This is a genomic window from Facklamia sp. P12950 (assembly GCF_050409465.1).
Classification (GTDB): Bacteria; Bacillota; Bacilli; order Lactobacillales; family Aerococcaceae; genus Facklamia.
In genome coordinates this window covers 48,060-73,019 of sequence record NZ_JBNUPK010000005.1, presented here as the reverse complement: position 1 = coordinate 73,019, position 24,960 = coordinate 48,060, and the positions used below count along the sequence as shown (strand labels likewise).

Genomic DNA, 24,960 nt, shown 5'->3' with positions numbered 1-24,960 from the left:
GTAACGCAGTGGCAATTAAACATTATAAAGCGACGACTAATGGACGTCGTAACATGACTGGATATGATTTTTCAGAGATCACTACAAAAACACCTGAAAAAAGCTTGTTAGAGTCAAAAAAACAACGTGCAGGTCGTAATGGTCAAGGAAAAATAACCGTACGTCACCACGGTGGTGGAAATAAACGTGCTTACCGTGTGATTGATTTTAAACGTAATAAAGATGGAGTAGTCGGAACAATTAAAACAATTGAATACGATCCAAATCGTACTGCTAACATTGCTCTAGTGCATTATGAAGACGGTGTTAAAACATATATTCTAGCACCTAAAGGCCTTAAAGTAGGCCAAAAAATTGAGTCCGGTGACAATGCGGATATCCAAATAGGAAACGCTTTAGCACTATCTAATATTCCGGTTGGTACAGTTATTCACAACGTGGAATTAAAACCAGGAAAAGGTGGACAATTAATTCGTTCAGCTGGTACAAGTGCTCAAGTTTTAGGACAAGAAGGCAAATACACTCTAGTTCGTCTGAACTCAGGTGAAGTTCGCATGATCTTATCAACTTGCCGTGCAACGATCGGAACAGTTGGTAACGAACAACACGAATTGATTAATATTGGTAAAGCAGGACGTTCTCGTTGGTTATCAAAACGTCCAACTGTTCGTGGATCTGTAATGAACCCTAACGATCACCCACACGGTGGTGGTGAAGGTCGTACTCCAATCGGTCGTCCATCACCAATGACACCATGGGGTAAAAAAGCTATGGGTGTTAAAACTCGTAACGCTAAGAAGAAATCTAGCAAATTAATTATTCGTGGACGTAAGAAATAATAACCAATAAATTCTGAAGGGAGGCTACATTGTGACTCGTAGTTTGAAAAAAGGACCTTTTATAGATGAACATTTAATGAAAAAGGTAGAGGCTCAACAAGATGCCCAGAAAAAACAAGTGATTAAGACATGGTCTCGTCGTTCAACAATTTTCCCTAATTTTATTGGGATGACAATTGCTGTATATGATGGCCGTAAGCACGTGCCTGTATTTATCCAAGAAGATATGGTCGGTCATAAGTTAGGAGAGTTTGTTCCTACACGTACATATAGAGGCCACGTTGACCAAGATAAGAAAACTAAGAAACGCTAATAAGAGGAGGTATATAAGATGTCTGAACAAATTACATCTGCTAAAGCAATGGCAAAAACAGTTCGAATTGCTCCTCGTAAAGCTCGCTTAGTAATGGATCTTATCAGGGGCAAGCAAGTTGGAGAGGCAATGGCTATTTTGAAGTTCACTCCAAAAGCTGGTTCACCAATTATAGAAAAAGTATTAATGTCAGCTATTGCAAATGCTGAACATAATTATGACTTAGATTTAGAAACGTTGTATGTAAGTGAAGCATACGTTAACGAAGGACCAACCATGAAACGTTTCCGTCCTCGTGCTAAAGGGTCAGCTTCACCGATCTTAAAACGTACAAGCCACATTACAATTGTGGTATCAGAAAAAGAGGAGGCTTAATTAATGGGTCAAAAAGTACATCCGATTGGAATGCGAGTTGGCATCATCCGCGATTGGGATACTAAATGGTACGCAGACAAGCAATATGCAGACTATTTACACGAAGATATCAAGATTCGTGAGTATCTCTACAAGAAATTAGCTGATGCCTCTGTATCCGTTATTCAAATTGAACGTGCAGCAAACCGCGTTGTAGTTTCTGTTAACACAGCTAAGCCAGGTATGGTAATTGGTAAAGGTGGATCAGAAGTCGACGTATTACGTGCTGAACTAAATAAATTAACCGGCAAACAAGTTCAATTAAACATTGTTGAAATTAAAGAACCAGCATTAGATGCTAAATTAGTTGCAGAAGATATCGCTCAACAATTAGAAAACCGTGTGGCATTTCGTCGGGCTCAAAAGCAAGCTATCCAACGTGTGATGAGAGCTGGCGCTAAAGGAGTTAAAACGATGGTTTCTGGCCGTTTAAATGGTGCGGATATGGCAAGAACTGAGCACTATACTGAAGGAACAGTTCCATTACATACGCTACGTTCTGATATTGATTATGCTTGGGAAGAAGCAGACACTCAATATGGAAAACTTGGAGTGAAAGTATGGATTTGTCGTGGTGAAATCTTACCAACTAAAAATAACTCTCAGAGAGGAGGAAATTAATCATGTTAGTACCTAAACGTGTAAAACACCGTCGTGAATTCCGTGGTAAAATGCGCGGAGAAGCAAAAGGTGGAAAGCAAGTTGACTTTGGATCATACGGTCTAAGAGCTACAGAAACAGGTTGGATTACCAACCGTCAAATCGAAGCTGCCCGTATCGCTATGACACGTTATATGAAACGTGGTGGGAAAGTATGGATTAAGATCTTCCCTCATAAATCATATACAAGTAAAGCTATTGGTGTTCGTATGGGTAAAGGTAAAGGGGCACCCGAAGGATGGGTAGCACCTACAAAACGTGGAAAAGTTCTATTTGAAATTGACGGTGTGAGCGAAGAGATCGCTAGAGAAGCCTTCCGTTTAGCTTCCCATAAATTGCCAATCAAGACAAAATTTGTAAAACGTGAAGAATATGGTGGTGAATCGAATGAAAATTAATGAAATAAGAGAATTATCCACTGCTGAAATGGTTGAAAAAGAAAAAGAATTTAAGCAAGAATTGTTTAACCTTCGATTCCAATTAGCAACAGGACAATTAGAAAACACTGCCCGTTTACGTCAAGTACGTAAATCTATTGCTCGCATAAAAACAGTCTTGCGTGAGCAAGAATTGTCTAAGTAAAAACGACAAAGGAGGCACATATTAAATGACTGAACGTAACCAACGTAAAGTTTACCAAGGACGTGTAGTGTCAGATAAAATGGACAAAACCATTACTGTGCAAGTAGACACACGTAAAATTCATCCTAAATACGGTAAACGTGTAAAATATTCTAAGAAATATAAAGCTCATGATGAGTTAAATCAAGCTAAAGAAGGCGACATCGTACGTATCATGGAAACTCGTCCATTATCTGCTACGAAACGCTTCCGTTTATTAGAAATTGTTGAAGAAGCAGTAATTATCTAATAATTGCGAAAATCGGAAGGAGGATAACGAAATGATTCAACAGGAAAGTCGATTAAAAGTTGCTGATAATTCAGGAGCTCGTGAAGTGTTGACAATTAAAGTGTTAGGCGGATCAGGGCGCAAAACAGCTAATATAGGCGACGTCATCGTTGCAACGGTTAAACACGCAACGCCAGGTGGAGTTGTCAAAAAAGGTGATGTTGTTAAAGCGGTAATCGTTCGAACTAAATCAGGAGCTCGCCGTAAGGATGGTTCTTATATTAAGTTTGACGAAAATGCATGTGTAATTATTCGAGACGATAAGAGCCCACGTGGGACACGTATCTTTGGACCAGTTGCACGTGAATTGCGTGATAACAACTTCATGAAGATTGTTTCATTAGCTCCAGAAGTTCTGTAATTTTAAGAAAAAGGAGGAAACAGTTCATGCGTATTAAAACAGGAGATAAAGTCCTTGTGATTTCTGGTAAAGATAAAGGGAAACAAGGTACGGTTATTAAAAGTATTCCAAGTGAAGATAGAGTTGTTGTAGAAGGAATTAACATTGCGAAGAAACATCGTAAGCCAAGTCAAACACAAACTGGTGGAATTGAAGAATTCCCAGCAGCGATTCATGTATCAAATGTTCAATTAGTGGATCCAGAAACTGGCGAAGCAAGTCGTGTAGGTTACCGCTTTGAAGATGGCAAAAAAGTTCGTTTTGCTAAAAAATCAGATAAAACTATCAATTAATTAGAAGGGAGGAACTTTAAATGACAAATCGTTTAAAAGAAAAATATCTTAATGAAGTTGCCCCAAAATTGGTAGAGCAATTTAATTATTCTTCAATTATGCAAGTCCCAAAAGTTGAGAAAATCGTAGTCAACATGGGTGTGGGTGACGCAACTGGAAATGCTAAAAACTTAGAAAAAGCAGTGGATGAATTAACTTTACTTTCTGGGCAAAAACCAATCATTACTAAAGCTAAGAAATCAATCGCTGGTTTCCGTTTACGTGAAGGCATGCCGATTGGTGCAAAAGTAACTTTACGTGGCGAAAGAATGTATGATTTCTTAGATAAATTAATCTCGGTCGCACTACCACGAGTAAGAGACTTCCAAGGGATTTCAAGCCGTGCATTCGACGGTCGTGGTAACTACACACTAGGTGTTAAAGAACAATTAATCTTCCCGGAAATTAGTTACGATAATGTAGATAAAGTACGTGGAATGGACATTGTTGTTGTAACTACTGCAAACACTGATGAAGAATCACATGCCCTTCTAAAAGAATTAGGCATGCCATTCAAGAAATAAAGGAGGCATTATCTTTGGCTAAAACATCAATGAGAATTAAAAACCAACGCAAACCAAAGTTCAAGGTTCAAGAGTATTCTCGCTGCGAACGTTGTGGTCGTCCGCACTCTGTGTACCGTAAGTTCAAGCTTTGCCGTATTTGCTTCCGCGAACTTGCTTATAAAGGACAAATTCCAGGCGTTAAAAAAGCAAGCTGGTAAGAAATATATAATTAATCAAAGGAGGTAAATCCACATGGCAATGACAGATCCAATTGCAGATTTTCTAACAAGAATTCGTAATGCAAACAGTGTAGGACATAAAATAGTATCTGCACCTTCTTCAAATGCTAAAGTTGCGATTGCTGAAATCTTAAAAAGAGAAGGTTTCATCAAAAACTTTGAAATCACTGAAGATAACAAACAAAATGAAATCACTATCTTCTTGAAGTATGGCCGTAATGATGAAAAGGTTATTACTGGTATCAAGCGTATTTCTAAACCAGGATTACGTATTTATGCTAAGTCAGAAGATATTCCTAAAGTACTAAATGGTTTAGGGATTGCAATTATCTCAACATCAAATGGTGTGATAACAGATAAAGAAGCTCGTCAACAAGGTATTGGTGGCGAAGTGTTAGCTTATATTTGGTAAAACTTATAAAATTAAAGGAGGTGCAGCCCCTGTGAGTCGTATAGGAAATAATCCCGTAACAATTCCAGCTGGCGTAACCGTTTCAATGGATGGTCATACAGTGACTGTCAAAGGACCAAAAGGTGAATTAACTAGAGAAGTTAGTCCAAACATCAAGATTGAAATTAATGAATCAGAGATTACATTTAGCCGTCCAAACGATTCAAAAGTAAATCGCTCATTACATGGAACAACCCGTTCTTTAATTAATAATATGGTTGTTGGTGTTTCTGAAGGCTTTAAAAAAGAACTTCAATTAATTGGTGTTGGATATCGTGCTCAATTACAAGGTACTAAGTTAGTTCTAAACGTAGGTCTTTCACACTCGGTTGAGTTTGAAGCTTCAGAAGGTGTATCATTTGAAGTTCCTTCAAACACACAAATCATTGTTAACGGTTATAATAAAGAAAAAGTTGGCGAATTAGCAGCTAATATTCGTGGCATTCGACCACCTGAACCATATAAAGGCAAAGGAATTCGTTATGTTGATGAATATGTTATTCGCAAAGAAGGTAAAACTGGTAAATAATCGAATTATTTATCAAATTAAATTCAAAATTAAATTAAAGAGGTGACCATTGTGATTACTAAACCAGATAAAAATAAGTCGCGTAAAAAACGCCATAATCGTATTCGTAATAAGATTTCTGGTACTGCTGAGTGCCCACGCTTAAACGTATTTCGTTCAAATACAAACATCTACGCTCAATTAATTGATGACGTAGCGGGTGTGACGCTAGCAAGTGCCTCTAGTAAAGATGAGTCAGTAGCTAAGGCAAGTAAAACAGAACAAGCTTCTGCTGTTGGAAAATTAATTGCTGAACGCGCTGCTGAAAAAGGAATTAAAGTCGTAGTATTTGACCGTGGCGGATATATCTATCACGGACGTGTTAAAGCCTTAGCTGAAGCTGCACGTGAAAATGGACTCGAATTTTAAGAAAAGGAGGAAACCGATCGATGGTTAATATTAAACCAGAAAATTTAGGTGAAATTGAAGAACGTGTAGTAGCGATTAACCGAGTAACTAAAGTTGTAAAAGGTGGACGTCGTTTACGTTTCTCAGCACTTGTAGTTGTTGGAGATAAAGAAGGACACGTTGGTTTTGGAACCGGTAAAGCTCAAGAAGTTCCAGAAGCAATTCGTAAGGCAATCGAAGCGGCTAAGAAAAACCTAGTAACTGTCCCAATGGCAGGAACAACGATTCCTCATGAAGTTATCGGTGAATTCTGTGGTGGACGCGTTCTGCTTAAACCAGCACAAGCCGGTTCTGGAGTGGCTGCAGGAGGGCCTGTTCGTGCCGTTATGGAATTAGCAGGTGTTGCTGATGTAACTTCTAAATCATTAGGTTCTAATACACCTATTAATATGATTCGCGCGACTGTTGAAGCTTTGAAGCAACTAAAAGTGGTTGAAGAAGTGGCTCAATTGCGTGGTAAAACAGTAGAAGAATTATTAAGTTAGGAGGAAAGTCCATGGCAAACTTAGAAATCACTTTAAAACGTAGCCTAATTGGTCGTAAAAAGAATCATGTAGCTACTGCCAAAGCTTTAGGGTTAACAAAAACTTATAAAACCGTTATAAAACCTGATAATGAAGCTATTCGTGGAATGCTCCAAACAATTAGTCACTTAGTAGAAGTAAAAGAAGCTTAAATCTAGTATACTAGTATAAGGAGGTGCCAATATGAAATTACACACATTAAAACCCGCTGAAGGTGCGCGCAAGGAACGTAACCGTGTAGGTCGTGGACAAGGTTCAGGTAACGGTAAATTAGCTGGTCGTGGACAAGGCGGACATAAACAGCGTTCAGGTGGTGGTGTACGGTTAGGATTTGAAGGAGGACAACAACCTCTATTCAGACGTTTGCCAAAACGTGGTTTCACTAATGTTAATCGTAAAGACTATGCAATTGTTAATCTTGAGACATTAAATATGTTCGACGAGGGAACCGTTGTATCACCGGCTTTATTGATTGAATCAGGTGTTATTAAAAAAGAATTATCAGGAGTAAAAATCTTAGGTGAGGGTAACTTAGAGAAAAAATTGACTGTTCAAGCTAGCAAGTTCTCTAAAACTGCAGAGGAAGCTATTACTGCAGCTGGCGGTTCAATCGAGGTGATCTAATGTTCACATTTATTAAGAATGCTTTTAGTTCGCGAGATGTTAGAAGAAGAATTCTTTTCACCTTGTTTATTTTAGCAATCTTTAGATTAGGATCGCATATCCCTATGCCAGGAGTAAATGCGAAAGTTTTAGATTCAATAGCAAGTAATGGTCTTTTGGGGCTCTTAAACACATTTGGTGGAGGAGCCTTAGGCCGGTATTCACTGTTTGCTATGGGAGTCTCGCCTTATATTACAGCTTCCATTATTGTTCAACTCTTACAAATGGATATTATTCCAAAGTTTACTGAATGGGCCAAGCAAGGTGAAGTGGGACGACGTAAATTAAACCAGTGGACGATATACTTAGCCATAGTCATAGGCTATATCCAATCAGCTGGTCTTTCATATGGTTTAAACCGTATGTCCGGTTTAGGTTTAATTAAGAATCCACAACCTTCCACCTATTTAACAATTGCTCTTGTCTTAACAGCTGGCAGCATGTTACTCGTTTGGTTAGGTGAACAAATTACACGTAAGGGTGTCGGTAATGGGATTTCTATTTTAATTATGTCAGGTATTCTAGCACAAATTCCACAGGAAGTTGTCGCTTTTGTGAATACGATGATCATTGGAGCTGGCGACAAATTGGGAATCAATATTCTAATTGGTTTAGGAGTTGTTCTAGCTCTTATTGTTATGACAACCATTGTCGTCATAATGGAAAGGGCTCAGCGTCGCATCCCGATCCACCACTCCAAAAAAGTATCTGGCGCTAGACATATGGCGCATTTGCCGCTAAAAATTAACTCTGCTGGAGTTATTCCAGTCATCTTTGCGACATCATTTTTAACTACGCCTCAAACGATTATCGGTTTAATTAATCCAAATCCTGAAGGTGGCGTGATGGAATTACTTAGCAAGGTATTAAACATTCAGCATCCGTATGGTGCGGTATTCTATACAATTCTTTTAATCGCATTCACCTTCTTCTATTCATTAATTCAAGTGAATCCAGAAAAGGTAGCTGAAAACTTACAGAAACAAGCTGCATATATTCCGAGTGTACGGCCAGGAAAAGATACTGAAGATTACATTACTCGTTTAATTAATCGCTTGAGTGGTGTAGGTTCAATTTACTTAACAGTGATTGCACTATTACCAATTGTCGTGAGCTTCATTTGGAAAGTTCCCGCTAATATTGCTTTGTCAGGTACAAGTTTGCTAATTGTAGTTGGAGTAGCGATTGAAACAGCTAAGCAAATTGAAGGTCGTATGATTAAACGTCGGTATCAAGGTTTCTTGAATTTATAATTGCGTAATAGACAAATATAAAGGATGATTAATTAATGAATATATTATTAATGGGTTTACCTGGGGCTGGTAAAGGAACTCAGAGTGAACAAATTACTCGAGACTATCCGGTTGTCCATATTGCTACTGGCGATATATTCAGGCAAGCGATTAAAGATGAGACGCCACTAGGACTAGAGGCGAAATCATATACCGACAATGGTAATCTCGTTCCAGATGAAATTACTAACGGACTTGTTAAAGAACGTTTAAATCAAAGCGACGTAAAAGAAAATGGCTTTATGTTGGATGGCTATCCAAGAACTTTACAACAAGCCCGCGCTTTAAGTGACAACCTTGAAAGCCTCGATTCTAAAATCGATGCCGTTATTTACATTGATGTGGCTCCTGAAGTTCTAAAAGAACGCTTAAGTGGAAGAATTATCTGTGGATCTTGTGGAGCAAGTTACCATAAGATTTATAATCCACCAAAAGTAGAGAACACATGTGATTCATGTGGCGCTCATGACTTCTATCAACGTGAAGATGATAAACCTGAAAAAGTTGCTCATCGTATTAATCTCCAAATGGAATCGATTCAACCAATTCTAGCTTATTACGAAGAACTTGGATTGTTGCACCGAGTGAGTGGAGAAAATTCTATCGATCAAGTTTATAGCAAGATTCAAGAAGTGTTAAGTAAATTATAAAACTTCGTCCATAGGAGGTAAGTGAATGGCAAAAGATGATGTAATTGAAGTAGAAGGTATTATTATGGAAACTCTACCGAACGCTATGTTCAAGGTAGAACTTGAGAATGGTCATGAAATATTAGCACACGTCTCTGGTAAAATCCGTATGAATTATATCCGTATTCTACCTGGAGATAAAGTCACTGTTGAATTATCCCCTTATGACCTTTCTCGTGGCCGCATTACCTATCGCTTTAAGTAGTCTACGAAATAAGGAGGAGTATAATGAAAGTTAGAGCATCAGTAAAACCAATTTGTGAAAAATGCAAAGTTATTCGCCGTAAAGGAAAAGTTATGGTGATTTGTCAAAATCCAAAACACAAACAACGTCAAGGATAATAATTAAGAAGGAGGAAATTGCATGGCTCGTATTGCAGGAGTAGATATTCCCCGCGAAAAACGTGTGGTTATTTCTTTAACGTATATCTTCGGTATCGGCAACTCAACTGCTAAGAAAATCTTAGAAGAGGCAAATGTTTCTGAAGATACACGTGTAAAAGATTTAACGAACGACGAATTGGATCGTATCCGTGAAATCATTGATAAGATTCGTGTTGAAGGAGACTTACGTCGTGAGGTCAGCATGAACATCAAACGTCTTCAAGATATTGGTTCATTAAGAGGTATCCGTCATCGTCGTAACTTACCTGTACGTGGACAAAACACTAAAAATAATGCACGTACTCGTAAAGGTCCTAAGAAACCAATTAGATAGAACTTAACAAAGGAGGTTAAAATTCATGGCAAAACAACAAGCACGTAGAGGTCGTCGTCGTGTTAAAAAGAATATTGAAAAAGGAATTGCTCATATTCGTTCAACCTTTAACAATACGATTGTTATGATCACTGATGTGAATGGAAATGCTGTTTCATGGTCATCAGCTGGATCACTTGGATTCCGTGGTTCGAAGAAAGCAACTCCATTTGCAGCGCAAATGGCATCTGAGGTTGCAGCTAAAGGAGCAATGGATCATGGCATGAAGACAGTCGAAGTAACTGTTAAAGGTCCAGGTTCAGGTCGTGAGTCTGCAATCCGTTCATTACAAGCAACTGGATTAGATGTTACAGCTATTCGTGATGTTACACCAATTCCACACAACGGATGCCGTCCACCAAAACGTCGCCGTGTATAATGATAATTGTGTAGAATCCGTTTAGAAACGAAATTATCATCGCGACAAACGTTTTGAAAGGGGCAAATAATCGATGATCGAAATTGAAAAACCAGATATTAGAACGATTGAAATCAGTGACGATGCTAAGTATGGTAAAATTGTCGTTGAGCCACTTGAACGTGGTTATGGAACAACCCTTGGAAATTCATTACGTAGAATTTTGTTATCTTCATTACCAGGATCAGCGATTACAAGTGTTCAAATTGAAGGCGTAGTTCATGAATTTGCTACAATAAAAGGCGTGGTTGAAGACGTTCCAACCATCATTTTGCATTTAAAAGAAGTAGCTTTCAATACACATACAGAAGAAGATAAGGTGATCGAATTAAATGTTGCAGGTCCTAAAACAGTAACAGCAGCAGATATTATTCATGATAATGAAATCGAAATCCTAAACCCTGACTTGTATATTTGTACCTTAGCAGAAGGTGCTCAATTGAATATGCAAATGAATGTGTCAAATGGTCGTGGATTTGTTCGAAGTGAACATAATAAGCGAGAAGATACACCAATTGGTGTATTGCCGATTGATTCGATCTACACTCCAATCAAAAAAGTAAACTATCAAGTTGAAAATACTCGGATTGGACAGCGAAATATTTATGATAAGCTTACATTGGATATATGGACCGATGGGTCAATAAGTCCAGAAAAAGCTCTAAGTTTAGCTGCAAAAATTTTAACTGAACATTTAAATATCTTTGTAGATTTGAATGATGAAGCACGTAATACTGAAATTATGGTAGAAAAAGAAGAAGCAGAAAAAGAAAAAGTTCTTGTCATGACGATAGAAGAACTTGATCTGTCTGTTCGATCTTATAATTGTCTAAAGCGTGCCGGAATAAATACAATTCAAGAGCTAACTAATAAATCCGAAGCTGAAATGATGAAGGTTCGTAACCTCGGCCGTAAGTCATTAGATGAAGTGAAAAATAAATTAGCTGGTTTAGAATTAAGCTTACGTGAAGAAGACTAGTAGAGAGTAAAGGAGGAAACTGAATGTCATATCGTAAATTAGGTCGTACGAGTTCACAACGTAAGGCTTTACTACGTGATTTAACGACAGATGTGATTATCAACGAGCGTATCGAAACAACTGAAGCCCGCGCTAAAGAAGTTCGTAAGACAGTTGATAAAATGATCACTCTGGGTAAAAAAGGTGATTTAGCTTCTCGTCGTCGTGCAGCAGCATTCTTACGCAATGAAATTGCAGATGCTCGTATCGAAGGTGATGAGGTAGTGGTTGAGACTGTATTAAATCGTGTGTTTGATACTTATGCTGAGCGTTACGCTGAACGTAATGGTGGATACACACGTATCCTTAAGAAAGGTCCTCGTCGTGGCGACGGTGCACCGATGGTTATCTTAGAGCTAGTTTAAGATAACGCTATTTCTTAAGTTGACTAATTCACTTTGATGATGGAGAGTGTTATGATTTCAAGAGATAATCGAGGAGTCTAGCTCTATAGCAACCAATATAATTGGTGGATTGGGATTAGCCGAATTTCTAATCTCAATCCTGCTATCATCTTCAAGTGTTTTTTTTATACATAAAACTTGTATTAATAGTTAAGGAAAGCAAACGACTTTAACTATTAATATAAGAATATCTTTTAAGGAGACAATAATGAAAGAAGAAATTATCCGAATCGATTCAGTTTCTTTTCAGTATCCTGGTGCCGAGAAAGACGCTATTAAGGATATCTCTTTAAGTATCAATAAAGGGGAATGGGTAGCGCTCATTGGTCCGAATGGATCGGGCAAGTCTACTCTTTCAAAGACGATTAATGGTCTTCTAGTGCCTTACGAAGGAGAAATATACGTTAAAGGCATGAAGTTACAAGAAGAGACTGTTTGGGATATTCGTCGATCAGTTGGTATGGTCTTTCAAAACCCTGATAACCAATTCGTCGGTGCGACTGTCGAAGATGACGTGGCCTTCGGTCTTGAAAATAACGGGGTCAATCGTGAAGAAATGAAAGTTCGCGTAAAAGAAGCTGTTCAACAAGTCCGAATGCTTGATTTCTTAAAAAAAGAGCCAGCAAGACTTTCAGGTGGGCAAAAACAAAGAATTGCCATTGCTGGAGTTGTTGCTTTACGTCCAGACATTATCATCATGGATGAATCAACGGCTATGTTGGATCCTTTAGGACGTAAAGAAGTGGTCGAAGTCGTTCGAGAAATCAAAGAAAAGTATGGATTGACGGTCATTTCCATTACTCATGATATTGATGAAGCCAGTCTAGCTGATCAAATCATCGTTTTAAAAGAAGGAAAAGTAATTTATAAAGATATTCCTGCTAACATTTTTTCTATGGGTACATCCCTAATTGAAATGGGTTTAGATCTTCCTTTTGCTGAGAAATTACGTTTGCAACTAAAAGAAAAGGGAATGGATGTCCCAGACTACTACTTAACAGAGGAGGAAATGGCAGAATGGCTATCTCAATCGTATTTGAACAAGTAGATTTCACTTATTCGCCAGGAACCCCCTTTGAAGTTCCTGTACTTAAAGGGATTGATTTAGAAATCCCACAAGGAAAAGTCACAGCTATTATAGGTCATACAGGATCAGGTAAATCTACCCTTATCCAACACCTAAACGTCTTATTAAAACCAACTAGGGGCAAATTGATTATTGACGGTCGGGTGATCACATCCGAATCAAAAGATAAAAACCTTAAAGCACTAAGAAAAAAAATAGGTGTAGTTTTTCAATTTCCCGAAAGTCAACTCTTTGAAGAAACAGTGTTAAAAGATGTTATGTTCGGTCCACAAAATTTTGGTGTTTCTAAAGAAGAAGCCGAGCGAATTGCCCGTGATATGCTAAGTTTAGTGGGAATCGATGAAGAACTTTTTGAGCGGTCACCATTTGATTTAAGTGGAGGTCAAATGCGGAGAGTTGCTATCGCCGGTGTACTGGCATTGCAACCAGAAGTTTTAATTTTAGATGAGCCAACGGCTGGTCTGGATCCACTGGGACAAATCACCATGCTGGAAATGTTTATGCAATTGCAAAAGGACTATCATCTTTCTCTCGTATTAGTTACTCATCAGATGGATGATGTGGCCAAGTATGCCGATAATGTGGTGGTTTTGGAAAATGGCCAGATTGTTAAGCAAGGAACTCCTTCAGAAGTATTCTCTGATCCCGAATGGTTGAGAGAAAAGCAATTAGGTTTACCACAGACTTTAGCGTTTATTGATTTATTAGATGATAAAATTCCTGAAGATCTCATGAAAAAAATTAAGCAATCTCCTCTAACAGTAGAACAACTAGCAGAGATTCTAATTGACATTAATCATCAACAAAATGATTGGGAGGCTAGCGCTAATGAATGATAAGATATTAATCGGCCGCTATATTCAAATTGATTCATGGATTCATGCGCTCGATCCTCGCACTAAATTGATTGCTACTTTCTATTTTATTTTACTTGTTTTTTTTGCAAATAATGTAGTAGGATATGGAACTTTATTTCTAGTATTGTTAATAGGCATCAAATTGAGTCGGTTGAAGCTTAGTTTTTTCTTTAAGGGATTAAAGCCTATGCTATGGATTATTCTTTTTACGGTCATTTTTCAGATATTGTTTACAACAGGAGGACAGGTTTATTTTAATTGGGGACCCATTTCGATTACATCGCTAGGATTATTAGGCGGCTTTTATATCTTTATGCGTTTGTTCTTAATTATTATGATGTCAACCATTTTAACTTTAACAACTGCTCCGCTTGAGTTAACTGATGGTATTGAACATCTGTTGCGTCCTTTAACACATTTTGGATTTCCATCGCATGAAGTAGCCTTAATGTTGTCAATTGCCTTACGTTATGTACCGACACTTTTAGATGAGGCTCAAACTATAATGAATGCTCAACGTTCAAGAGGAGTGGATTTTGATGAAGGGTCTATGATGGAACGGATGAAAGCAATTGTTCCTATACTTGTTCCACTATTTGTTTCCGCTTTTAATCGAGCAGAGGAACTAGCTACGGCCATGGAATCACGTGGGTATCATGGTGCTGAGGGGCGAACAAAGTACCGTTACTTAGATTATGATCGCAACGACGTGATTGTTTTAATTGTCATGATTTTAATCACCGTAATCATTCTAACTATTCGGTTTTATATTTAATTTAAAACTACAATCTTATTGCACCCTAAACCTAGTGTTTAGGGATTTTTAATAGTTTAACAATATTAAAATCAAGCCCTTACAATTTAATAAAACACTCATTTATTTCTTATATTCACTATCAAATTTAAAAAAAATCTGTTAAAATGTATCCATATGAAAACGTTTGAGGAGGAATTTTATGAATAATCGATTGAAGGTGCTTAGTTCTTGTGGGCTTGCGTTAATGATGATGGCACAGGCTAATCAAGTTAATGCTGAAGAACAAGAAGTAAAAGTGGATCAAGTTCAGCTTCAAGAAAACAGTCATCAACAGACTACTAGGGAGTCGGATCAAAAAGTTACCACGAATTCAGTGGAGGAAAAACAGCAAGCGAAAGAATTTTCAAATGAAAAATTGAAAGCGATTCCTAAAAAAGAGATCATAGAGACAAGTGAAATAGTGGAGACATCAACTTCAATTGAAAAAACTGAGACTATTGAAAACACTGAGATAGTTGAAACAAGTGAAACGGTTGAAACAAGTGAAGCTGTTGAAACAACAGTCTTAGAAGAAACAGCAGAGCCAACTAAAACAACAGAAGCTAAAGATGATGAAGCAGTAGCCGAAGATAAAGTTAAGATAATTGTGCGCACCAATAACCTAGCAGCTATTGATCGAGCAGACTATCGTGACGAGACACTCTATCAGTTAGCTATTAAAGAAAGTGAAGAAGAAGTAAAGAAAACCATCAAAGAAATTACTGATCTTCTCGCTGGTCAAGGGCTTACTTTAGAAGGTGAACAAGAATATTCAGCTTCATTTACAGGTTTCTCAGCTGTAGCTAACCAAGCTACAATTGATCAACTTAAGTCGATGACTCAAGTCTTGTCTGTAAATGTATCGCAAAGTTACACACGCCCAGTAGCCGAAGCTAATATGATTAATTCTGGTCCTTTAATTGGAATGGATTTATTAGCTGATTACCAAACAGAATATAAGGGTGAAAACATTGTTGTGTCAGTTATTGATACAGGCTTTGATCCTTATCATCGTGATTTCATTTTAGCTGATGATATCGAAAAACGTTATGATGAAGCAGAAATGAATGAAATGATTCAAAAATTAGGATTACCAGGTAAATGGTACTCTAATAAAATTGCATATGGTTATAATTATGCTGACAATGTAGACACTTTACAGTCTAAAGATGAGCATGGAAACCACGTAGCTGGTACGATTGGAGCAAATGGTGACCCAGAAGAGGGTGGTATTCGTGGAATCGCGCCACATGTACAATTACTATTAATGAAAGCCTTCTCAGAAGATCAAGTAAACGCAACAGTTTATGAAGACATTTGGATGAAAGCGTTTGATGATTCGGTTAAATTAGGTGCTGATATCATTAATATGTCTCTAGGTATGTCAAGTGGCTTTAACATTATGGGTGATACTCCAATGGCAAAAGCCGTTCAAAACGCTCGCGATAAAGGAATTCTTCCAATGATTGCAGCAGGTAATGACCGTAACGCTACTTGGGGGACAGATTATACTCAACTAGGTAAAAATCCAGATAATAGCACGATGGGCTATCCAGCCAGTGTGGATCCTTCCATGTCGATTGCTTCATTCGATAACTTAAAAGAAATGAAACGCTATGTTCAAGTAAAAGCAGGAGAAGAAGTTAAATACTTCCCAGGCTCCTTTACCTATCCTGAAGGATTCAGTGAAGAATTACCACTTGTAGAATTTGGCAAAGGTAATGTAGAAGATTACGAACTGTATAAAGATACCAACAATGCAGAGGTCGATTTTACTGGGAAAATTGTTCTGGTCCAACGTGGGGATGCTTCATTTAATGAGAAATATCAGTTAGCTAGAGAACGCAATGCGGCAGGACTAATTATTTATGATAATTTAGAAAGCCCTTATACTATGGAAATGACAGGTTTAGAGAATTTAGATATTCCAATTATGTTTGTGACTAAGGAGTCTGGACAGAAGCTTAAGGAAATTGCTAGTTCTAATCAAGATGCCCTTTTCAAAATTTCTAAAGAACTACAAGCATTTGATGCTTTCACGGCAGGTAATCTCAGCGAGTTTTCTTCTTGGGGGCCTTCTACAGACTTACTATTAAAACCGGACATCGCCGGACCAGGTGGTTTCATTTATAGTTTAATGAGTGATGATCGTTATCAGAATATGTCGGGAACATCGATGGCAACACCTCACTTATCGGGCATGGCTGCTCTTGTAATGCAAAGACTTTATGATGAAGGTATTTTAGTCCGTAATGGGAAAGAAAAAGATCCATTACAGGATGACTTAGCAATGCTGATTTTAATGAATACAGCCGTTCCAAAGTTAAATACACTTGAAGAGGGTGCTTCTTATTACACTCCTATTCAACAAGGTGCAGGTCTTGCGAATATCAAAAAAGCCTTAGATAATCTTGTGACTGTTGTGGCAACTAATGAGACAGATACAAAAGAAGACGGAAAGCTTGAAATAAAAGAAGTTCAAGATCAATTTGTAGCTAATCTAAAACTGAAAAACTATGGTAAAGACGATCAGACCTATACTGTTTCTTATGTTTTATTAAAAGATAAGATTAATGAAGAAGGTCGCTATACAGAAACAACCGAAACGATTAAAGAAGAGAGTTTAGGTGAAATTACTGTTAAAGCTGGTCAAACAGCAACAATGGAACAAATCATTTCAACTATGGGTATCGATCAAAATCAATACGTCCAAGGATACTTCTTCTTCAAGCCAGTTGATTCTAAAGCCACTGAATTGTCATTGCCTTTCTTTGGTTTCAAGGGGGAATGGGATAAATTACCGATTATTGATGAAATGATTGATTTTGCCGACGCTAAAGATGTCAACTTCTTACCGATTGAATACGAGGATGGTAGTGTCGACAAAACAGCCTTTGTTCGTAAGCGTTTAGAACAGGGTTGGGATTACTTTAATGCATGGCGAGTTGAAGATGATAAGGTGATTTTTGTTAATAGTAATGAGAAAGATGGCTTTGAAAACAAAGTAACGCCGAAATTAGCTTTCTTACGTGACGCAGTCGATGTAACTTTCCACGTGGAAAATGCTGCTGGAGAAAAAATACGTGATCTTTCCATCATCAATCGTATGTTTAAAGTTGCTCGTTTATACCAAGATCAATATCGATTCTTACAAGATCCTTGGGGAACTGGCTGGGATTTCACCGATACATTTGGTGAGAAAGTAGATGAAGGTGAATATTATTATGTAATCGAAGCACAAATTGATGCGCCAGATGCTGAAAGACAGCGTTATGAGTATAAGTTTGTACTAGATAATAGTGATGCTATGTTAGAAGCCAAACGTGAACAAAACAAAGTAACTTTATCAGTAGAAGATAACTTATCTGGCATTTTTGCAGTAGAGGTTTATAGTGGCGATCAACCTGTATCTTGGCAAGAAGTTAATAAGAATGATAATCCACAATTACTAAAAGAAACATTTACAATTAATCTAGAAGAAGGTTTTGAAGATAAAGACTTAGATATTTGGGTATATGACAACGCTCGAAATATTAAACAATATCGCTTATTAGCTGATGGTACTTTAGAAGAAGTCGAAAGAGGATCTGATATTAAACCAGGAGAAGAACCAGAAGCAGAGGTAACTGAAGAGAACAAAGCTTATGGTGAGGCTCCGAGCAATCCAGAAGAATATATTGCAGAAAAAGGCTTAGATACAACCGACTTACCATCAATTGTTACTAATAGCCCTTGGTACTTCCAGCCATATGGTGAGTATCAAGAATTCATTGACCTTTCAGGTGAAATCTCAAATTATAATGAGCTTCATTATTTAGAGTATCGAGTGAGTGACGAAGACGGAAATATCATTATAGAAAATCACCCAGTCGCTTTTGAAGAAATAGAGGGTATGATCTACTTTAAGGAAGATATATCTACTGAGAAGTTAACCGAAAATAAAGTTTACAGTATTGAAATGATTGCTTATGTTAAGAGTCCTAACGATAAATTAGTTAAGCAGCAAGTGGCTCAAAGAATAAGACGAGATATTGAAGCGCCAAAACTTAAAGTTAACCAAGTCTTTGGTCCAGATAAGGATTTATTATACTTCGAGATCGACTTCAGTGATAACATGAACTATGTTGAATTATGGGCGGATAATGACATGATCGGTCGCGTAGATAAGACATTCGATTCACTATTAAATCCTATCCCAGTCGAAGGAAAAGTTTTATATACTATTCCTAAATCTAAGTTAGGAAAAGAGCTAACCTTTACTGTTTATGATGACTTTGGTAATGAAAGTGAAGCAACATCTATCCCAGTTCAATTAAGAGATTTAAAAGCTATTCCATTTAAAGTTGTGAAACGTTTTAATGCAGATTTAGCTGTGGGTGAAATGAACGTTGTCCAAGAAGGTCAAGAAGGAAAAGCTAATATCGATGAAGATGGTGAATTAGTTATTCTTATAGACGCGACTGATAAAGTTGTGGAATATGGTCCAGTAGAAATTGATTTTGAAACGGATAAAAAATCAGACTCTTATTTATTAGAAGGAATCGAATTAACTATTCAAGAAGGAGTTAAAGGGTTGTTGAATCCGTTAACCGGAGAAGTTATTCGTCCGGCTCAAACAGAGATCATTCTAATGGGTACTAAGGTAAATGATGAGCATTTAAGTCCGAAAGAACCATCCAGTCCAACTGATCCAACAAAACCAGAACAAGCAAAAGAAGACGAATTATCAGAAGAAATTAAAAACTTCAATGCTTACTTTGAAATGTTTAAATATAAGTTAAAGAATATCGAAGATTATCGTAAGCCTAAAGATTTTGATCTTAAGAAAGCTCAAGCTTTAGTGAATGAAATTGAGGCAAGTAACTTAAACGATTTAACAAAAGCTCAATTATTAGAATTGCAAAATCTTGTAATGGGATATTCTAAAGACTTGAAGCCTAAGGCTGGTTCAAGACCACAGCAAGGTGAAAGTTTTGATAAGAATCAAGGTGTAGGATCTGATGCTGAAGGCGCTAGCGTCTTACCAGCTACTGGAGAAACGAGTCAGCATGCTTATCCTATCGTAGCAACAATACTTTCCTTCTTAGGTTTAGGCAGCCTTGCGTATTCAAAGAAAAAATTAAAAGATTAATAACACATTACTTTTTTCTCTCTCATTCAAATTGAATGAGAGAGTTTTTTTGTTAGGCAACCATTAGCCTTTATAATGAAGAAAAGAATGTCTATAATTAAATGAGATGGAAAGGAGTGGGAGTTTGCCACGTTATGTAGCTAAAGTTCAATATGATGGAAGTCACTATCACGGTTATCAAATTCAAAAAAATGGTATATCTATTCAAGAGAAAATTGAAAATGCCTTGCTTCTTATTGCTAAAAAAAGCCCAGAAAACCCTATTAAAATTATAGGTTCCGGTCGAACAGATGCAGGGGTTCATGCCATGGGGCAAGTGATCCATTTTGATTTTCCTGCTTCGATTCCGGCTATCAATCTTTTGCGTGCTTTGAATTCTATTCTTGAAAAAGACATTCGTATTATTCAATGTAACCAGACGAAGATAGATTTTCATGCCCGCTACCATGCTATTGGAAAGTCCTATCGCTATCGCGTGGATACTCAAGCTTTCCCAGATCCTTTTAAACGAAATTTTACCACTCACCATGGTTATCCTTTTGAAATTGAGCGCATTCAAGAAGGTTTAGCTTATCTACAAGGAGAACACGATTTCACAAGTTTTTGCTCTACTAAAACAGATAAAGAGAATAAAGTGAGAAACTTATATGAAGTAAAGGCTAATCTAGACGTTCCTAATCAAGAGTTAGTTTTTGATTTTAAAGGGAACGGATTTTTATACAATATGATCCGTATTATTGTGGGAACTTCCCTTCAAATAGGTGACGGCCTTAAAGAACCTATCGAGATGCAACGACTTCTAGATATAAAAGATCGCAACCAGGCAGGTCCTACAGCGCCTCCACAAGGTTTATATTTAATGCATGTAGAATATGAGGAGGATCCTTTTGAGTAAGATAAAAAAAACAAGTGACTGGCAGGTTCGTCGAGTAGAATTAAAAGATATCGATAAGTTGCAAGCCATTTATGATCAAGCACGTCGATTTCAATTGGCTACTGGTAATCTCAATCAATGGATTGATGGCTATCCTGGCAGAGAGGTCATTCTAAATGATTATCGTTCAGCACATTCTTATATAGTAGAAGATAGGCTCGATCATGAAATATTAGCAGTGATGGCTTTGCTAGCAGGGGAAGACCCTATTTATAAAAACATTCAGGGACAGTGGCTGAATGATGAAGAGTATGTGACTATTCATCGACTAGCATCTTTACCATCAGCAAAAGGTAGTGGGCAAGCATTATTAGACTGGACCTTGGAACATTATTCGAATATCAGAATTGACACACATGAGGAAAATCAACCAATGAAACATATTTTAGCAAAGCTAGGATTTCAGTTTTGTGGCATTATTTTTTTAGAAAATGGCGATCCTAGAGATGCTTACCAATATTACAGAAAGAAGGAGAATCCATGTTAAAAGACTTTGATTTTGAAAAAATTGACCAACGCTTTGATAACTATAAAAGATCAGAGTTGGGTGAAAGGCTCGATCAATTACAACGAACAGTTAAAGGACTTGAAATTCCAGTTTTAATTTTAATTGATGGCTGGGAATCGGCAGGTAAAGGCTATGTGATCAACGATTTAACGCGTGAACTCGATCCACGTTATGTGAGAGTAGAAGTCTTTGACAAGGCCAATCAAATGGAAAAAGCGCATCCTTCTGTTTGGCGTTTTTGGCAAAAAATTCCCTCTAATCAAGAAATAGTTGTCTATGATCGTTCCTTTTACTATCAAGTCTTTAATCATGATCAAAAAAATGATGAAAAACTAGAGCAGCGTGTTCGTGAATTAACAGAACTAGATAGTACTTTGATAAATAACGGTATGATTGTTATTAAGTTTTTCATAAATATAACGGAAAAAACACAAAAAAAACGCATCAAGAAACTTGAAGAGACAGTTGAAGGAAAGCATTTGTTATCTGAGGTAGACTATGAACAAAATAAAAACTACCAAGACCACCAAGAATGGTTTGAAAAGATTCTTACCCAAACTAATAATAAACGATCACCTTGGCATATCGTTGCAGCTGAGGACAAAAAATATGCTTCTAAAATGGTCTTAGGGACGGTAATTGATGAAATTCATCGTGGTATAGAACGGATCGTTCAGTGCCGGACTAGGGATGAAGCGATTAAAAGAGATCGTGATCAGGTTTACGATGTTCTTGACCAATTTGACTTAAGTAAGAGTCTTTCAAAAGATGATTACCACAAGGAGTTAGCTAACTTACAAGAGCAAGCGGCTAAATTGGTTTACCAATGCTATGATCAGAAAATCCCCATTGTTTTAGCCTTTGAAGGAATGGATGCAGCTGGTAAAGGTGGGGCAATTAAGCGGTTGACCCGGCACATTGATCCTCGTTCTTATAAAATATTTGGAATTAACGCACCAGACCCTATAGAAGAAAAATTTCATTATTTATGGCGTTTTCAAAAAGAAATGCCCGAAGATGGTCAGATGGTTATTTTTGATCGTTCTTGGTATGGGCGGGTCTTAGTTGAGAGGGTAGAAAATTTCACCCCTGAAAGAGATTGGGAACGCGCTTATGAAGAAATTAATCAAATGGAAAGAACCTTGGCCGACCACGGCACGGCTGTCATGAAGTTTTTCTTATATATTGATAGTCAAGAACAATATGAAAGATTTGAAGATCGGGTAGAAGATCCAGCCAAAAACTATAAAATAACAGCTGAAGATTGGCGCAATCGTGAGAAAATGCCACAATATTTAGAGGCTATGAATGAAATGTTGGTTCGCACAGATACCGAATATGCTCCTTGGTATATCGTAGCCAGCAATGATAAACGCTATGCCCGTATTCAAGTCTTGAAATACTTCATTGAGCACTTAGAAAAAATAATAGCTAAATAAAAGCAACTCTGAAAGATACCTACCCTTTGACTGTTTATCCAGCAAAAGTGGTAGGTATCATCTATGAGTTGCTTTCGTTTTATTTTAAGTGTTTACGAAGCATATCGTGCTTAGCAACAGGTTGACTGACTTTCATAGTAACAATTTGCATAGCGTGAGGAGCCACTTTGATTTCAGCTCCTGTGTCATCCCACATTTGATCTAATGTTTCTTGATGACGGCGCATGCCAGGACCATAAAATTCAATGGTTTCACCAACTTTAAAGTTATTGCGTTGTTGAATAGTAGCGATGGTTGTATCAGGGTCATAATCTAAAACTTCCCCTATAAAGGAATACTCTGGTCGACGTCGACGCTTGCCAAACAATTGCTCTTTTTCACTTGGTGCGTCGTAATAAAAGCCAGTTGAAAGCTCGCGTTGAGCAATTTTCCATAATTCATCAGACCATTCTTTTTTTACTTCATAATTTTTAGGATCAGCAAAGAAGCTATCAATAGCCTTACGATAAACGTTAACAACGGTTGAGATATAATGGATGGATTTCATACGGCCTTCAATTTTCAGCGAATCAATCCCTGCCTCAATGATTTCAGGGATATGGTCTAACATCCCCATATCAACAGCTGACATCGAGAAAGGTTCTTTAATACCCGGTTCACCTGCCCCCACCATTACTTTTTGGTCCAACTCAGGCAGTTCGAATAAGCCATAGTGCCAACGACAAGATTGACAACAGCCGCCTCGATTAGCGTCACGATTAGCCATATGGTTGGAGAGAGTACAACGACCGGAATAAGATATACACATAGCACCATGAATAAAAGCTTCGATTTCTACATCCGTATTAGCACGGATTTCTTTAATTTCTGCCATAGAGACCTCACGTCCTAAAACGCAACGTGTCAGTCCGGCTTCCTGCCAAAAGTTCAAGGTTTCATAATTGACAGCTGATTGCTGGGTGGAAAGGTGAATGTCTAGTCCCGGAGCTTCACTGGCACATATTTGCATAAGAGTCGGATCAGACACAATGACCGCATCAATGCCAATATCCCTTACTTGCCGGAAAAAATCACCAGCACCTATCTCATCATTTTCATGAGTAACCATATTAGCAGCGACATATACCTTCGCATCTCTTGCATGGGCAAAAGCGACTCCCTCAGCCATATCCTCAAAAGAAAAATTACCGGCTCTTTTACGAAGTCCGTAATCATTACCGCCAATATATACTGCATCTGCTCCATAGTGAATCGCAGTTTTTAGTTTTTCGAGCGTTCCTGCGGGTGCTAATAATTCTGGTTTTTTAAAAGTTAAGTTTTCCATAAGCGCCTCCTATTGTACCTGGTCTGCTTCATATAAGAAGAAACCTGTACCCAATTCCCGATTTTTAGTGTGATATTGTTCAACCGCTACACGATGTAGTTTTAGTCCTTCTAAAGTCACTTGGTCTTGTTCAATTAATTCCTTCACACGTATAAAATGTCTTGCGACTTGTTTGAACGCTTCTTCGGGTGTAAATAATCCATCTAAATACCAATGCGTTTGTTGAACATTTGCTAAATCGGGTAAATATTCAATTAAATTTAAATCTTTATTGGCAAAGATATGTGTACCGTGTTGATCGGTGTAGATCGAATAATGGCTATCCTTTTTATTAGGCTCAGACAAGAAAAGATCACGATCGGTTAACTCCTCAACATCCTTATGAATATAGTTAAAGTAATTATTCAATAAGCGTCTTCGACTTTGATGAATACAAGTAGAGCCATAGACTTGATAAACAAGAGGAATTTGACTTTCAGCTAACATATCCTTTAATTCAACAAATGGCACTTCACTTGCGACAAAGGCTCTCTTTGCGCCATATTTGGCCCAAAAATTTACTTGACCGGATGAGGTCATTAAAACAGAAGCATTATAAATATATGGTAAGTAGAGGTCTTCATCTTTAAGAATTTGAATTAAGCCAGTATCGCCAACCATAATTTGGTCTGCACCGATTTCTTTGATCTTCTTTAGAAAAGATCGTGCTTGCTTAATTTGTTCATTATGCAAAATAGCATTCATGGCAATGATGACTTCTTTTTTGTATTGGTGGGCGTAATCGATAACCTCTTTCATTTCGTCAAAGGAGAAATAAGCCGGCAAGCGCAAACCAAATACTTCCTCACCAATAACAACTTGATCGATCCCAAGATCGATTAGTTTTTTGGCTTGTCCTATCGATTCAGCTGTTGCAATCAACTTGATCATTAGAACCCTTCTTTCTAATCGTTATTTTATTCATCTATCAATTATATACGAGTAAACAGAGATAATAAACAGCATTTTAATACATAGTAACTTTTTCACAAACTAAATAATATTGGAAACGGAATCAAAATTCATGTTATAATATCAGT

Annotated in this window: 34 protein-coding genes; 32 read left to right on the top strand and 2 right to left on the bottom strand. The window is 37.5% G+C overall.

The features are described 5' to 3' along the window. Positions 1-8: 8 nt before the first annotated feature. From rplB to ACQV2Q_RS05465, 32 genes are all read left to right on the top strand, one after another. Positions 9-839, top strand: coding sequence for a 50S ribosomal protein L2 (gene rplB / locus ACQV2Q_RS05620; protein ID WP_428873242.1), 831 nt, complete (start codon positions 9-11; stop codon positions 837-839). A gap of 31 nt (positions 840-870) precedes the next feature. Next, positions 871-1,152 (top strand): 30S ribosomal protein S19, encoded by a 282-nt coding sequence (gene rpsS, locus ACQV2Q_RS05615; RefSeq protein ID WP_090289515.1) that lies wholly within the window; start codon positions 871-873, stop codon positions 1,150-1,152. 18 nt (positions 1,153-1,170) lie between these two features. Next, on the top strand, positions 1,171-1,527 hold the full coding sequence (gene rplV / locus ACQV2Q_RS05610) for a 50S ribosomal protein L22 (RefSeq protein WP_428873243.1): 357 nt from the start codon (positions 1,171-1,173) through the stop codon (positions 1,525-1,527). Positions 1,528-1,530: 3 nt separating this feature from the next. After that, positions 1,531-2,187, top strand: a complete 657-nt coding sequence (rpsC, locus tag ACQV2Q_RS05605; protein ID WP_428875089.1) for a 30S ribosomal protein S3 — start codon at positions 1,531-1,533, stop codon at positions 2,185-2,187. A 2-nt stretch (positions 2,188-2,189) separates the two neighbouring features. Continuing rightward, the gene (gene rplP, locus ACQV2Q_RS05600; RefSeq protein ID WP_258436790.1) at positions 2,190-2,624 is read left to right on the top strand and encodes a 50S ribosomal protein L16; all 435 of its coding nucleotides are present in this window, start codon (positions 2,190-2,192) and stop codon (positions 2,622-2,624) included. Beyond that, positions 2,614-2,808, top strand: coding sequence for a 50S ribosomal protein L29 (rpmC, locus tag ACQV2Q_RS05595; protein ID WP_090289511.1), 195 nt, complete (start codon positions 2,614-2,616; stop codon positions 2,806-2,808). The genes rplP and rpmC overlap by 11 nt, the downstream gene beginning before the upstream one ends. A 25-nt stretch (positions 2,809-2,833) precedes the next feature. Next, positions 2,834-3,097, top strand: coding sequence for a 30S ribosomal protein S17 (gene rpsQ, locus ACQV2Q_RS05590; protein WP_428873246.1), 264 nt, complete (start codon positions 2,834-2,836; stop codon positions 3,095-3,097). Between the two features lie 31 nt (positions 3,098-3,128). Further along, entirely contained in the window at positions 3,129-3,497 is a 369-nt protein-coding gene (gene rplN, locus ACQV2Q_RS05585; protein ID WP_090289509.1) for a 50S ribosomal protein L14, read from the top strand. A gap of 26 nt (positions 3,498-3,523) precedes the next feature. Further along, the gene (gene rplX / locus ACQV2Q_RS05580; protein ID WP_428873248.1) at positions 3,524-3,829 is read left to right on the top strand and encodes a 50S ribosomal protein L24; all 306 of its coding nucleotides are present in this window, start codon (positions 3,524-3,526) and stop codon (positions 3,827-3,829) included. A 20-nt stretch (positions 3,830-3,849) separates the two neighbouring features. Continuing rightward, the gene (gene rplE / locus ACQV2Q_RS05575; protein WP_428873250.1) at positions 3,850-4,392 is read left to right on the top strand and encodes a 50S ribosomal protein L5; all 543 of its coding nucleotides are present in this window, start codon (positions 3,850-3,852) and stop codon (positions 4,390-4,392) included. A 14-nt stretch (positions 4,393-4,406) separates the two neighbouring features. After that, positions 4,407-4,592 (top strand): type Z 30S ribosomal protein S14, encoded by a 186-nt coding sequence (locus ACQV2Q_RS05570; protein WP_428873252.1) that lies wholly within the window; start codon positions 4,407-4,409, stop codon positions 4,590-4,592. A 34-nt stretch (positions 4,593-4,626) separates the two neighbouring features. Beyond that, positions 4,627-5,025 carry a 30S ribosomal protein S8 gene (gene rpsH, locus ACQV2Q_RS05565; RefSeq protein ID WP_428873254.1) on the top strand — a complete coding sequence of 133 codons (399 nt, stop codon included), beginning with the start codon at positions 4,627-4,629 and terminating at the stop codon, positions 5,023-5,025. A 31-nt stretch (positions 5,026-5,056) separates the two neighbouring features. Continuing rightward, the gene (rplF, locus tag ACQV2Q_RS05560) at positions 5,057-5,593 is read left to right on the top strand and encodes a 50S ribosomal protein L6 (RefSeq protein WP_428873256.1); all 537 of its coding nucleotides are present in this window, start codon (positions 5,057-5,059) and stop codon (positions 5,591-5,593) included. Positions 5,594-5,644: 51 nt separating this feature from the next. Further along, the gene (rplR, locus tag ACQV2Q_RS05555) at positions 5,645-6,001 is read left to right on the top strand and encodes a 50S ribosomal protein L18 (protein ID WP_428873258.1); all 357 of its coding nucleotides are present in this window, start codon (positions 5,645-5,647) and stop codon (positions 5,999-6,001) included. Positions 6,002-6,021: 20 nt separating this feature from the next. Beyond that, a complete protein-coding gene (gene rpsE, locus ACQV2Q_RS05550) occupies positions 6,022-6,525 on the top strand; it encodes a 30S ribosomal protein S5 (protein ID WP_428873259.1) in 504 nt (167 codons plus the stop codon). 11 nt (positions 6,526-6,536) lie between these two features. Next, positions 6,537-6,716, top strand: coding sequence for a 50S ribosomal protein L30 (gene rpmD / locus ACQV2Q_RS05545; protein ID WP_428873260.1), 180 nt, complete (start codon positions 6,537-6,539; stop codon positions 6,714-6,716). A gap of 31 nt (positions 6,717-6,747) precedes the next feature. Next, positions 6,748-7,188, top strand: a complete 441-nt coding sequence (gene rplO / locus ACQV2Q_RS05540) for a 50S ribosomal protein L15 (protein ID WP_428873262.1) — start codon at positions 6,748-6,750, stop codon at positions 7,186-7,188. Further along, positions 7,188-8,480, top strand: coding sequence for a preprotein translocase subunit SecY (secY, locus tag ACQV2Q_RS05535; protein WP_428873264.1), 1,293 nt, complete (start codon positions 7,188-7,190; stop codon positions 8,478-8,480). Before rplO ends, secY begins: the two co-directional genes overlap by 1 nt. 35 nt (positions 8,481-8,515) lie before the next feature. Beyond that, entirely contained in the window at positions 8,516-9,169 is a 654-nt protein-coding gene (locus ACQV2Q_RS05530) for an adenylate kinase (protein ID WP_428873266.1), read from the top strand. A gap of 25 nt (positions 9,170-9,194) precedes the next feature. Continuing rightward, entirely contained in the window at positions 9,195-9,413 is a 219-nt protein-coding gene (infA, locus tag ACQV2Q_RS05525) for a translation initiation factor IF-1 (protein WP_090289497.1), read from the top strand. Positions 9,414-9,436: 23 nt separating this feature from the next. Continuing rightward, on the top strand, positions 9,437-9,550 hold the full coding sequence (rpmJ, locus tag ACQV2Q_RS05520) for a 50S ribosomal protein L36 (protein ID WP_006908512.1): 114 nt from the start codon (positions 9,437-9,439) through the stop codon (positions 9,548-9,550). A 22-nt stretch (positions 9,551-9,572) separates the two neighbouring features. Further along, entirely contained in the window at positions 9,573-9,926 is a 354-nt protein-coding gene (rpsM, locus tag ACQV2Q_RS05515; protein ID WP_428873267.1) for a 30S ribosomal protein S13, read from the top strand. Between the two features lie 25 nt (positions 9,927-9,951). Beyond that, positions 9,952-10,344, top strand: coding sequence for a 30S ribosomal protein S11 (gene rpsK / locus ACQV2Q_RS05510; protein ID WP_090289495.1), 393 nt, complete (start codon positions 9,952-9,954; stop codon positions 10,342-10,344). A gap of 73 nt (positions 10,345-10,417) precedes the next feature. Continuing rightward, a complete protein-coding gene (locus ACQV2Q_RS05505) occupies positions 10,418-11,362 on the top strand; it encodes a DNA-directed RNA polymerase subunit alpha (protein ID WP_428873268.1) in 945 nt (314 codons plus the stop codon). Between the two features lie 23 nt (positions 11,363-11,385). Continuing rightward, complete coding sequence (rplQ, locus tag ACQV2Q_RS05500) at positions 11,386-11,766, top strand: 50S ribosomal protein L17 (protein WP_258436808.1); 381 nt, start codon at positions 11,386-11,388, stop codon at positions 11,764-11,766. Positions 11,767-12,013: 247 nt separating this feature from the next. Further along, positions 12,014-12,853 (top strand): energy-coupling factor ABC transporter ATP-binding protein, encoded by an 840-nt coding sequence (locus tag ACQV2Q_RS05495; protein WP_428873269.1) that lies wholly within the window; start codon positions 12,014-12,016, stop codon positions 12,851-12,853. Continuing rightward, positions 12,823-13,728, top strand: coding sequence for an energy-coupling factor ABC transporter ATP-binding protein (locus tag ACQV2Q_RS05490; RefSeq protein ID WP_428873270.1), 906 nt, complete (start codon positions 12,823-12,825; stop codon positions 13,726-13,728). The genes ACQV2Q_RS05495 and ACQV2Q_RS05490 overlap by 31 nt, the downstream gene beginning before the upstream one ends. Beyond that, positions 13,721-14,524 carry an energy-coupling factor transporter transmembrane component T family protein gene (locus tag ACQV2Q_RS05485; RefSeq protein ID WP_428873272.1) on the top strand — a complete coding sequence of 268 codons (804 nt, stop codon included), beginning with the start codon at positions 13,721-13,723 and terminating at the stop codon, positions 14,522-14,524. Before ACQV2Q_RS05490 ends, ACQV2Q_RS05485 begins: the two co-directional genes overlap by 8 nt. 181 nt (positions 14,525-14,705) lie before the next feature. Beyond that, on the top strand, positions 14,706-19,676 hold the full coding sequence (locus ACQV2Q_RS05480; protein WP_428875092.1) for a S8 family serine peptidase: 4,971 nt from the start codon (positions 14,706-14,708) through the stop codon (positions 19,674-19,676). A 124-nt stretch (positions 19,677-19,800) separates the two neighbouring features. Continuing rightward, positions 19,801-20,571, top strand: coding sequence for a tRNA pseudouridine(38-40) synthase TruA (gene truA / locus ACQV2Q_RS05475; protein WP_428873274.1), 771 nt, complete (start codon positions 19,801-19,803; stop codon positions 20,569-20,571). Beyond that, positions 20,564-21,097, top strand: coding sequence for a GNAT family N-acetyltransferase (locus ACQV2Q_RS05470; RefSeq protein ID WP_428882162.1), 534 nt, complete (start codon positions 20,564-20,566; stop codon positions 21,095-21,097). The genes truA and ACQV2Q_RS05470 overlap by 8 nt, the downstream gene beginning before the upstream one ends. Continuing rightward, a complete protein-coding gene (locus ACQV2Q_RS05465; RefSeq protein ID WP_428876133.1) occupies positions 21,091-22,557 on the top strand; it encodes a phosphate:AMP phosphotransferase in 1,467 nt (488 codons plus the stop codon). The genes ACQV2Q_RS05470 and ACQV2Q_RS05465 overlap by 7 nt, the downstream gene beginning before the upstream one ends. A gap of 79 nt (positions 22,558-22,636) precedes the next feature. Here ACQV2Q_RS05465 and ACQV2Q_RS05460 read toward each other — a convergent pair whose 3' ends face one another. Next, the gene (locus ACQV2Q_RS05460) at positions 22,637-23,881 is read right to left on the bottom strand and encodes a peptidase U32 family protein (RefSeq protein ID WP_428875097.1); all 1,245 of its coding nucleotides are present in this window, start codon (positions 23,879-23,881) and stop codon (positions 22,637-22,639) included. A 9-nt stretch (positions 23,882-23,890) separates the two neighbouring features. Next, complete coding sequence (locus ACQV2Q_RS05455; protein ID WP_428873281.1) at positions 23,891-24,811, bottom strand: peptidase U32 family protein; 921 nt, start codon at positions 24,809-24,811, stop codon at positions 23,891-23,893. Positions 24,812-24,960: the final 149 nt, after the last annotated feature.

What these genes read in the sequence shown, in the direction of transcription:
- rplV (WP_428873243.1), top strand. Translation starts at nt 1,171, where the DNA reads ATGTCTGAACAAATTACATCTGCTAAAGCAATGGCAAAAACAGTTCGA.
- rpsC (WP_428875089.1), top strand. Translation starts at nt 1,531, where the DNA reads ATGGGTCAAAAAGTACATCCGATTGGAATGCGAGTTGGCATCATCCGC.
- rplP (WP_258436790.1), top strand. Translation starts at nt 2,190, where the DNA reads ATGTTAGTACCTAAACGTGTAAAACACCGTCGTGAATTCCGTGGTAAA.
- rpmC (WP_090289511.1), top strand. Translation starts at nt 2,614, where the DNA reads ATGAAAATTAATGAAATAAGAGAATTATCCACTGCTGAAATGGTTGAA.
- rpsQ (WP_428873246.1), top strand. Translation starts at nt 2,834, where the DNA reads ATGACTGAACGTAACCAACGTAAAGTTTACCAAGGACGTGTAGTGTCA.
- rplN (WP_090289509.1), top strand. Translation starts at nt 3,129, where the DNA reads ATGATTCAACAGGAAAGTCGATTAAAAGTTGCTGATAATTCAGGAGCT.
- rplX (WP_428873248.1), top strand. Translation starts at nt 3,524, where the DNA reads ATGCGTATTAAAACAGGAGATAAAGTCCTTGTGATTTCTGGTAAAGAT.
- rplE (WP_428873250.1), top strand. Translation starts at nt 3,850, where the DNA reads ATGACAAATCGTTTAAAAGAAAAATATCTTAATGAAGTTGCCCCAAAA.
- rpsH (WP_428873254.1), top strand. Translation starts at nt 4,627, where the DNA reads ATGGCAATGACAGATCCAATTGCAGATTTTCTAACAAGAATTCGTAAT.
- rpsE (WP_428873259.1), top strand. Translation starts at nt 6,022, where the DNA reads ATGGTTAATATTAAACCAGAAAATTTAGGTGAAATTGAAGAACGTGTA.
- rpmD (WP_428873260.1), top strand. Translation starts at nt 6,537, where the DNA reads ATGGCAAACTTAGAAATCACTTTAAAACGTAGCCTAATTGGTCGTAAA.
- rplO (WP_428873262.1), top strand. Translation starts at nt 6,748, where the DNA reads ATGAAATTACACACATTAAAACCCGCTGAAGGTGCGCGCAAGGAACGT.
- secY (WP_428873264.1), top strand. Translation starts at nt 7,188, where the DNA reads ATGTTCACATTTATTAAGAATGCTTTTAGTTCGCGAGATGTTAGAAGA.
- ACQV2Q_RS05530 (WP_428873266.1), top strand. Translation starts at nt 8,516, where the DNA reads ATGAATATATTATTAATGGGTTTACCTGGGGCTGGTAAAGGAACTCAG.
- infA (WP_090289497.1), top strand. Translation starts at nt 9,195, where the DNA reads ATGGCAAAAGATGATGTAATTGAAGTAGAAGGTATTATTATGGAAACT.
- rpmJ (WP_006908512.1), top strand. Translation starts at nt 9,437, where the DNA reads ATGAAAGTTAGAGCATCAGTAAAACCAATTTGTGAAAAATGCAAAGTT.
- rpsM (WP_428873267.1), top strand. Translation starts at nt 9,573, where the DNA reads ATGGCTCGTATTGCAGGAGTAGATATTCCCCGCGAAAAACGTGTGGTT.
- rpsK (WP_090289495.1), top strand. Translation starts at nt 9,952, where the DNA reads ATGGCAAAACAACAAGCACGTAGAGGTCGTCGTCGTGTTAAAAAGAAT.
- ACQV2Q_RS05505 (WP_428873268.1), top strand. Translation starts at nt 10,418, where the DNA reads ATGATCGAAATTGAAAAACCAGATATTAGAACGATTGAAATCAGTGAC.
- rplQ (WP_258436808.1), top strand. Translation starts at nt 11,386, where the DNA reads ATGTCATATCGTAAATTAGGTCGTACGAGTTCACAACGTAAGGCTTTA.
- ACQV2Q_RS05495 (WP_428873269.1), top strand. Translation starts at nt 12,014, where the DNA reads ATGAAAGAAGAAATTATCCGAATCGATTCAGTTTCTTTTCAGTATCCT.
- ACQV2Q_RS05490 (WP_428873270.1), top strand. Translation starts at nt 12,823, where the DNA reads ATGGCTATCTCAATCGTATTTGAACAAGTAGATTTCACTTATTCGCCA.
- ACQV2Q_RS05485 (WP_428873272.1), top strand. Translation starts at nt 13,721, where the DNA reads ATGAATGATAAGATATTAATCGGCCGCTATATTCAAATTGATTCATGG.
- ACQV2Q_RS05480 (WP_428875092.1), top strand. Translation starts at nt 14,706, where the DNA reads ATGAATAATCGATTGAAGGTGCTTAGTTCTTGTGGGCTTGCGTTAATG.
- ACQV2Q_RS05465 (WP_428876133.1), top strand. Translation starts at nt 21,091, where the DNA reads ATGTTAAAAGACTTTGATTTTGAAAAAATTGACCAACGCTTTGATAAC.
- ACQV2Q_RS05460 (WP_428875097.1), bottom strand. Translation starts at nt 23,881, where the DNA reads ATGGAAAACTTAACTTTTAAAAAACCAGAATTATTAGCACCCGCAGGA.
- ACQV2Q_RS05455 (WP_428873281.1), bottom strand. Translation starts at nt 24,811, where the DNA reads ATGATCAAGTTGATTGCAACAGCTGAATCGATAGGACAAGCCAAAAAA.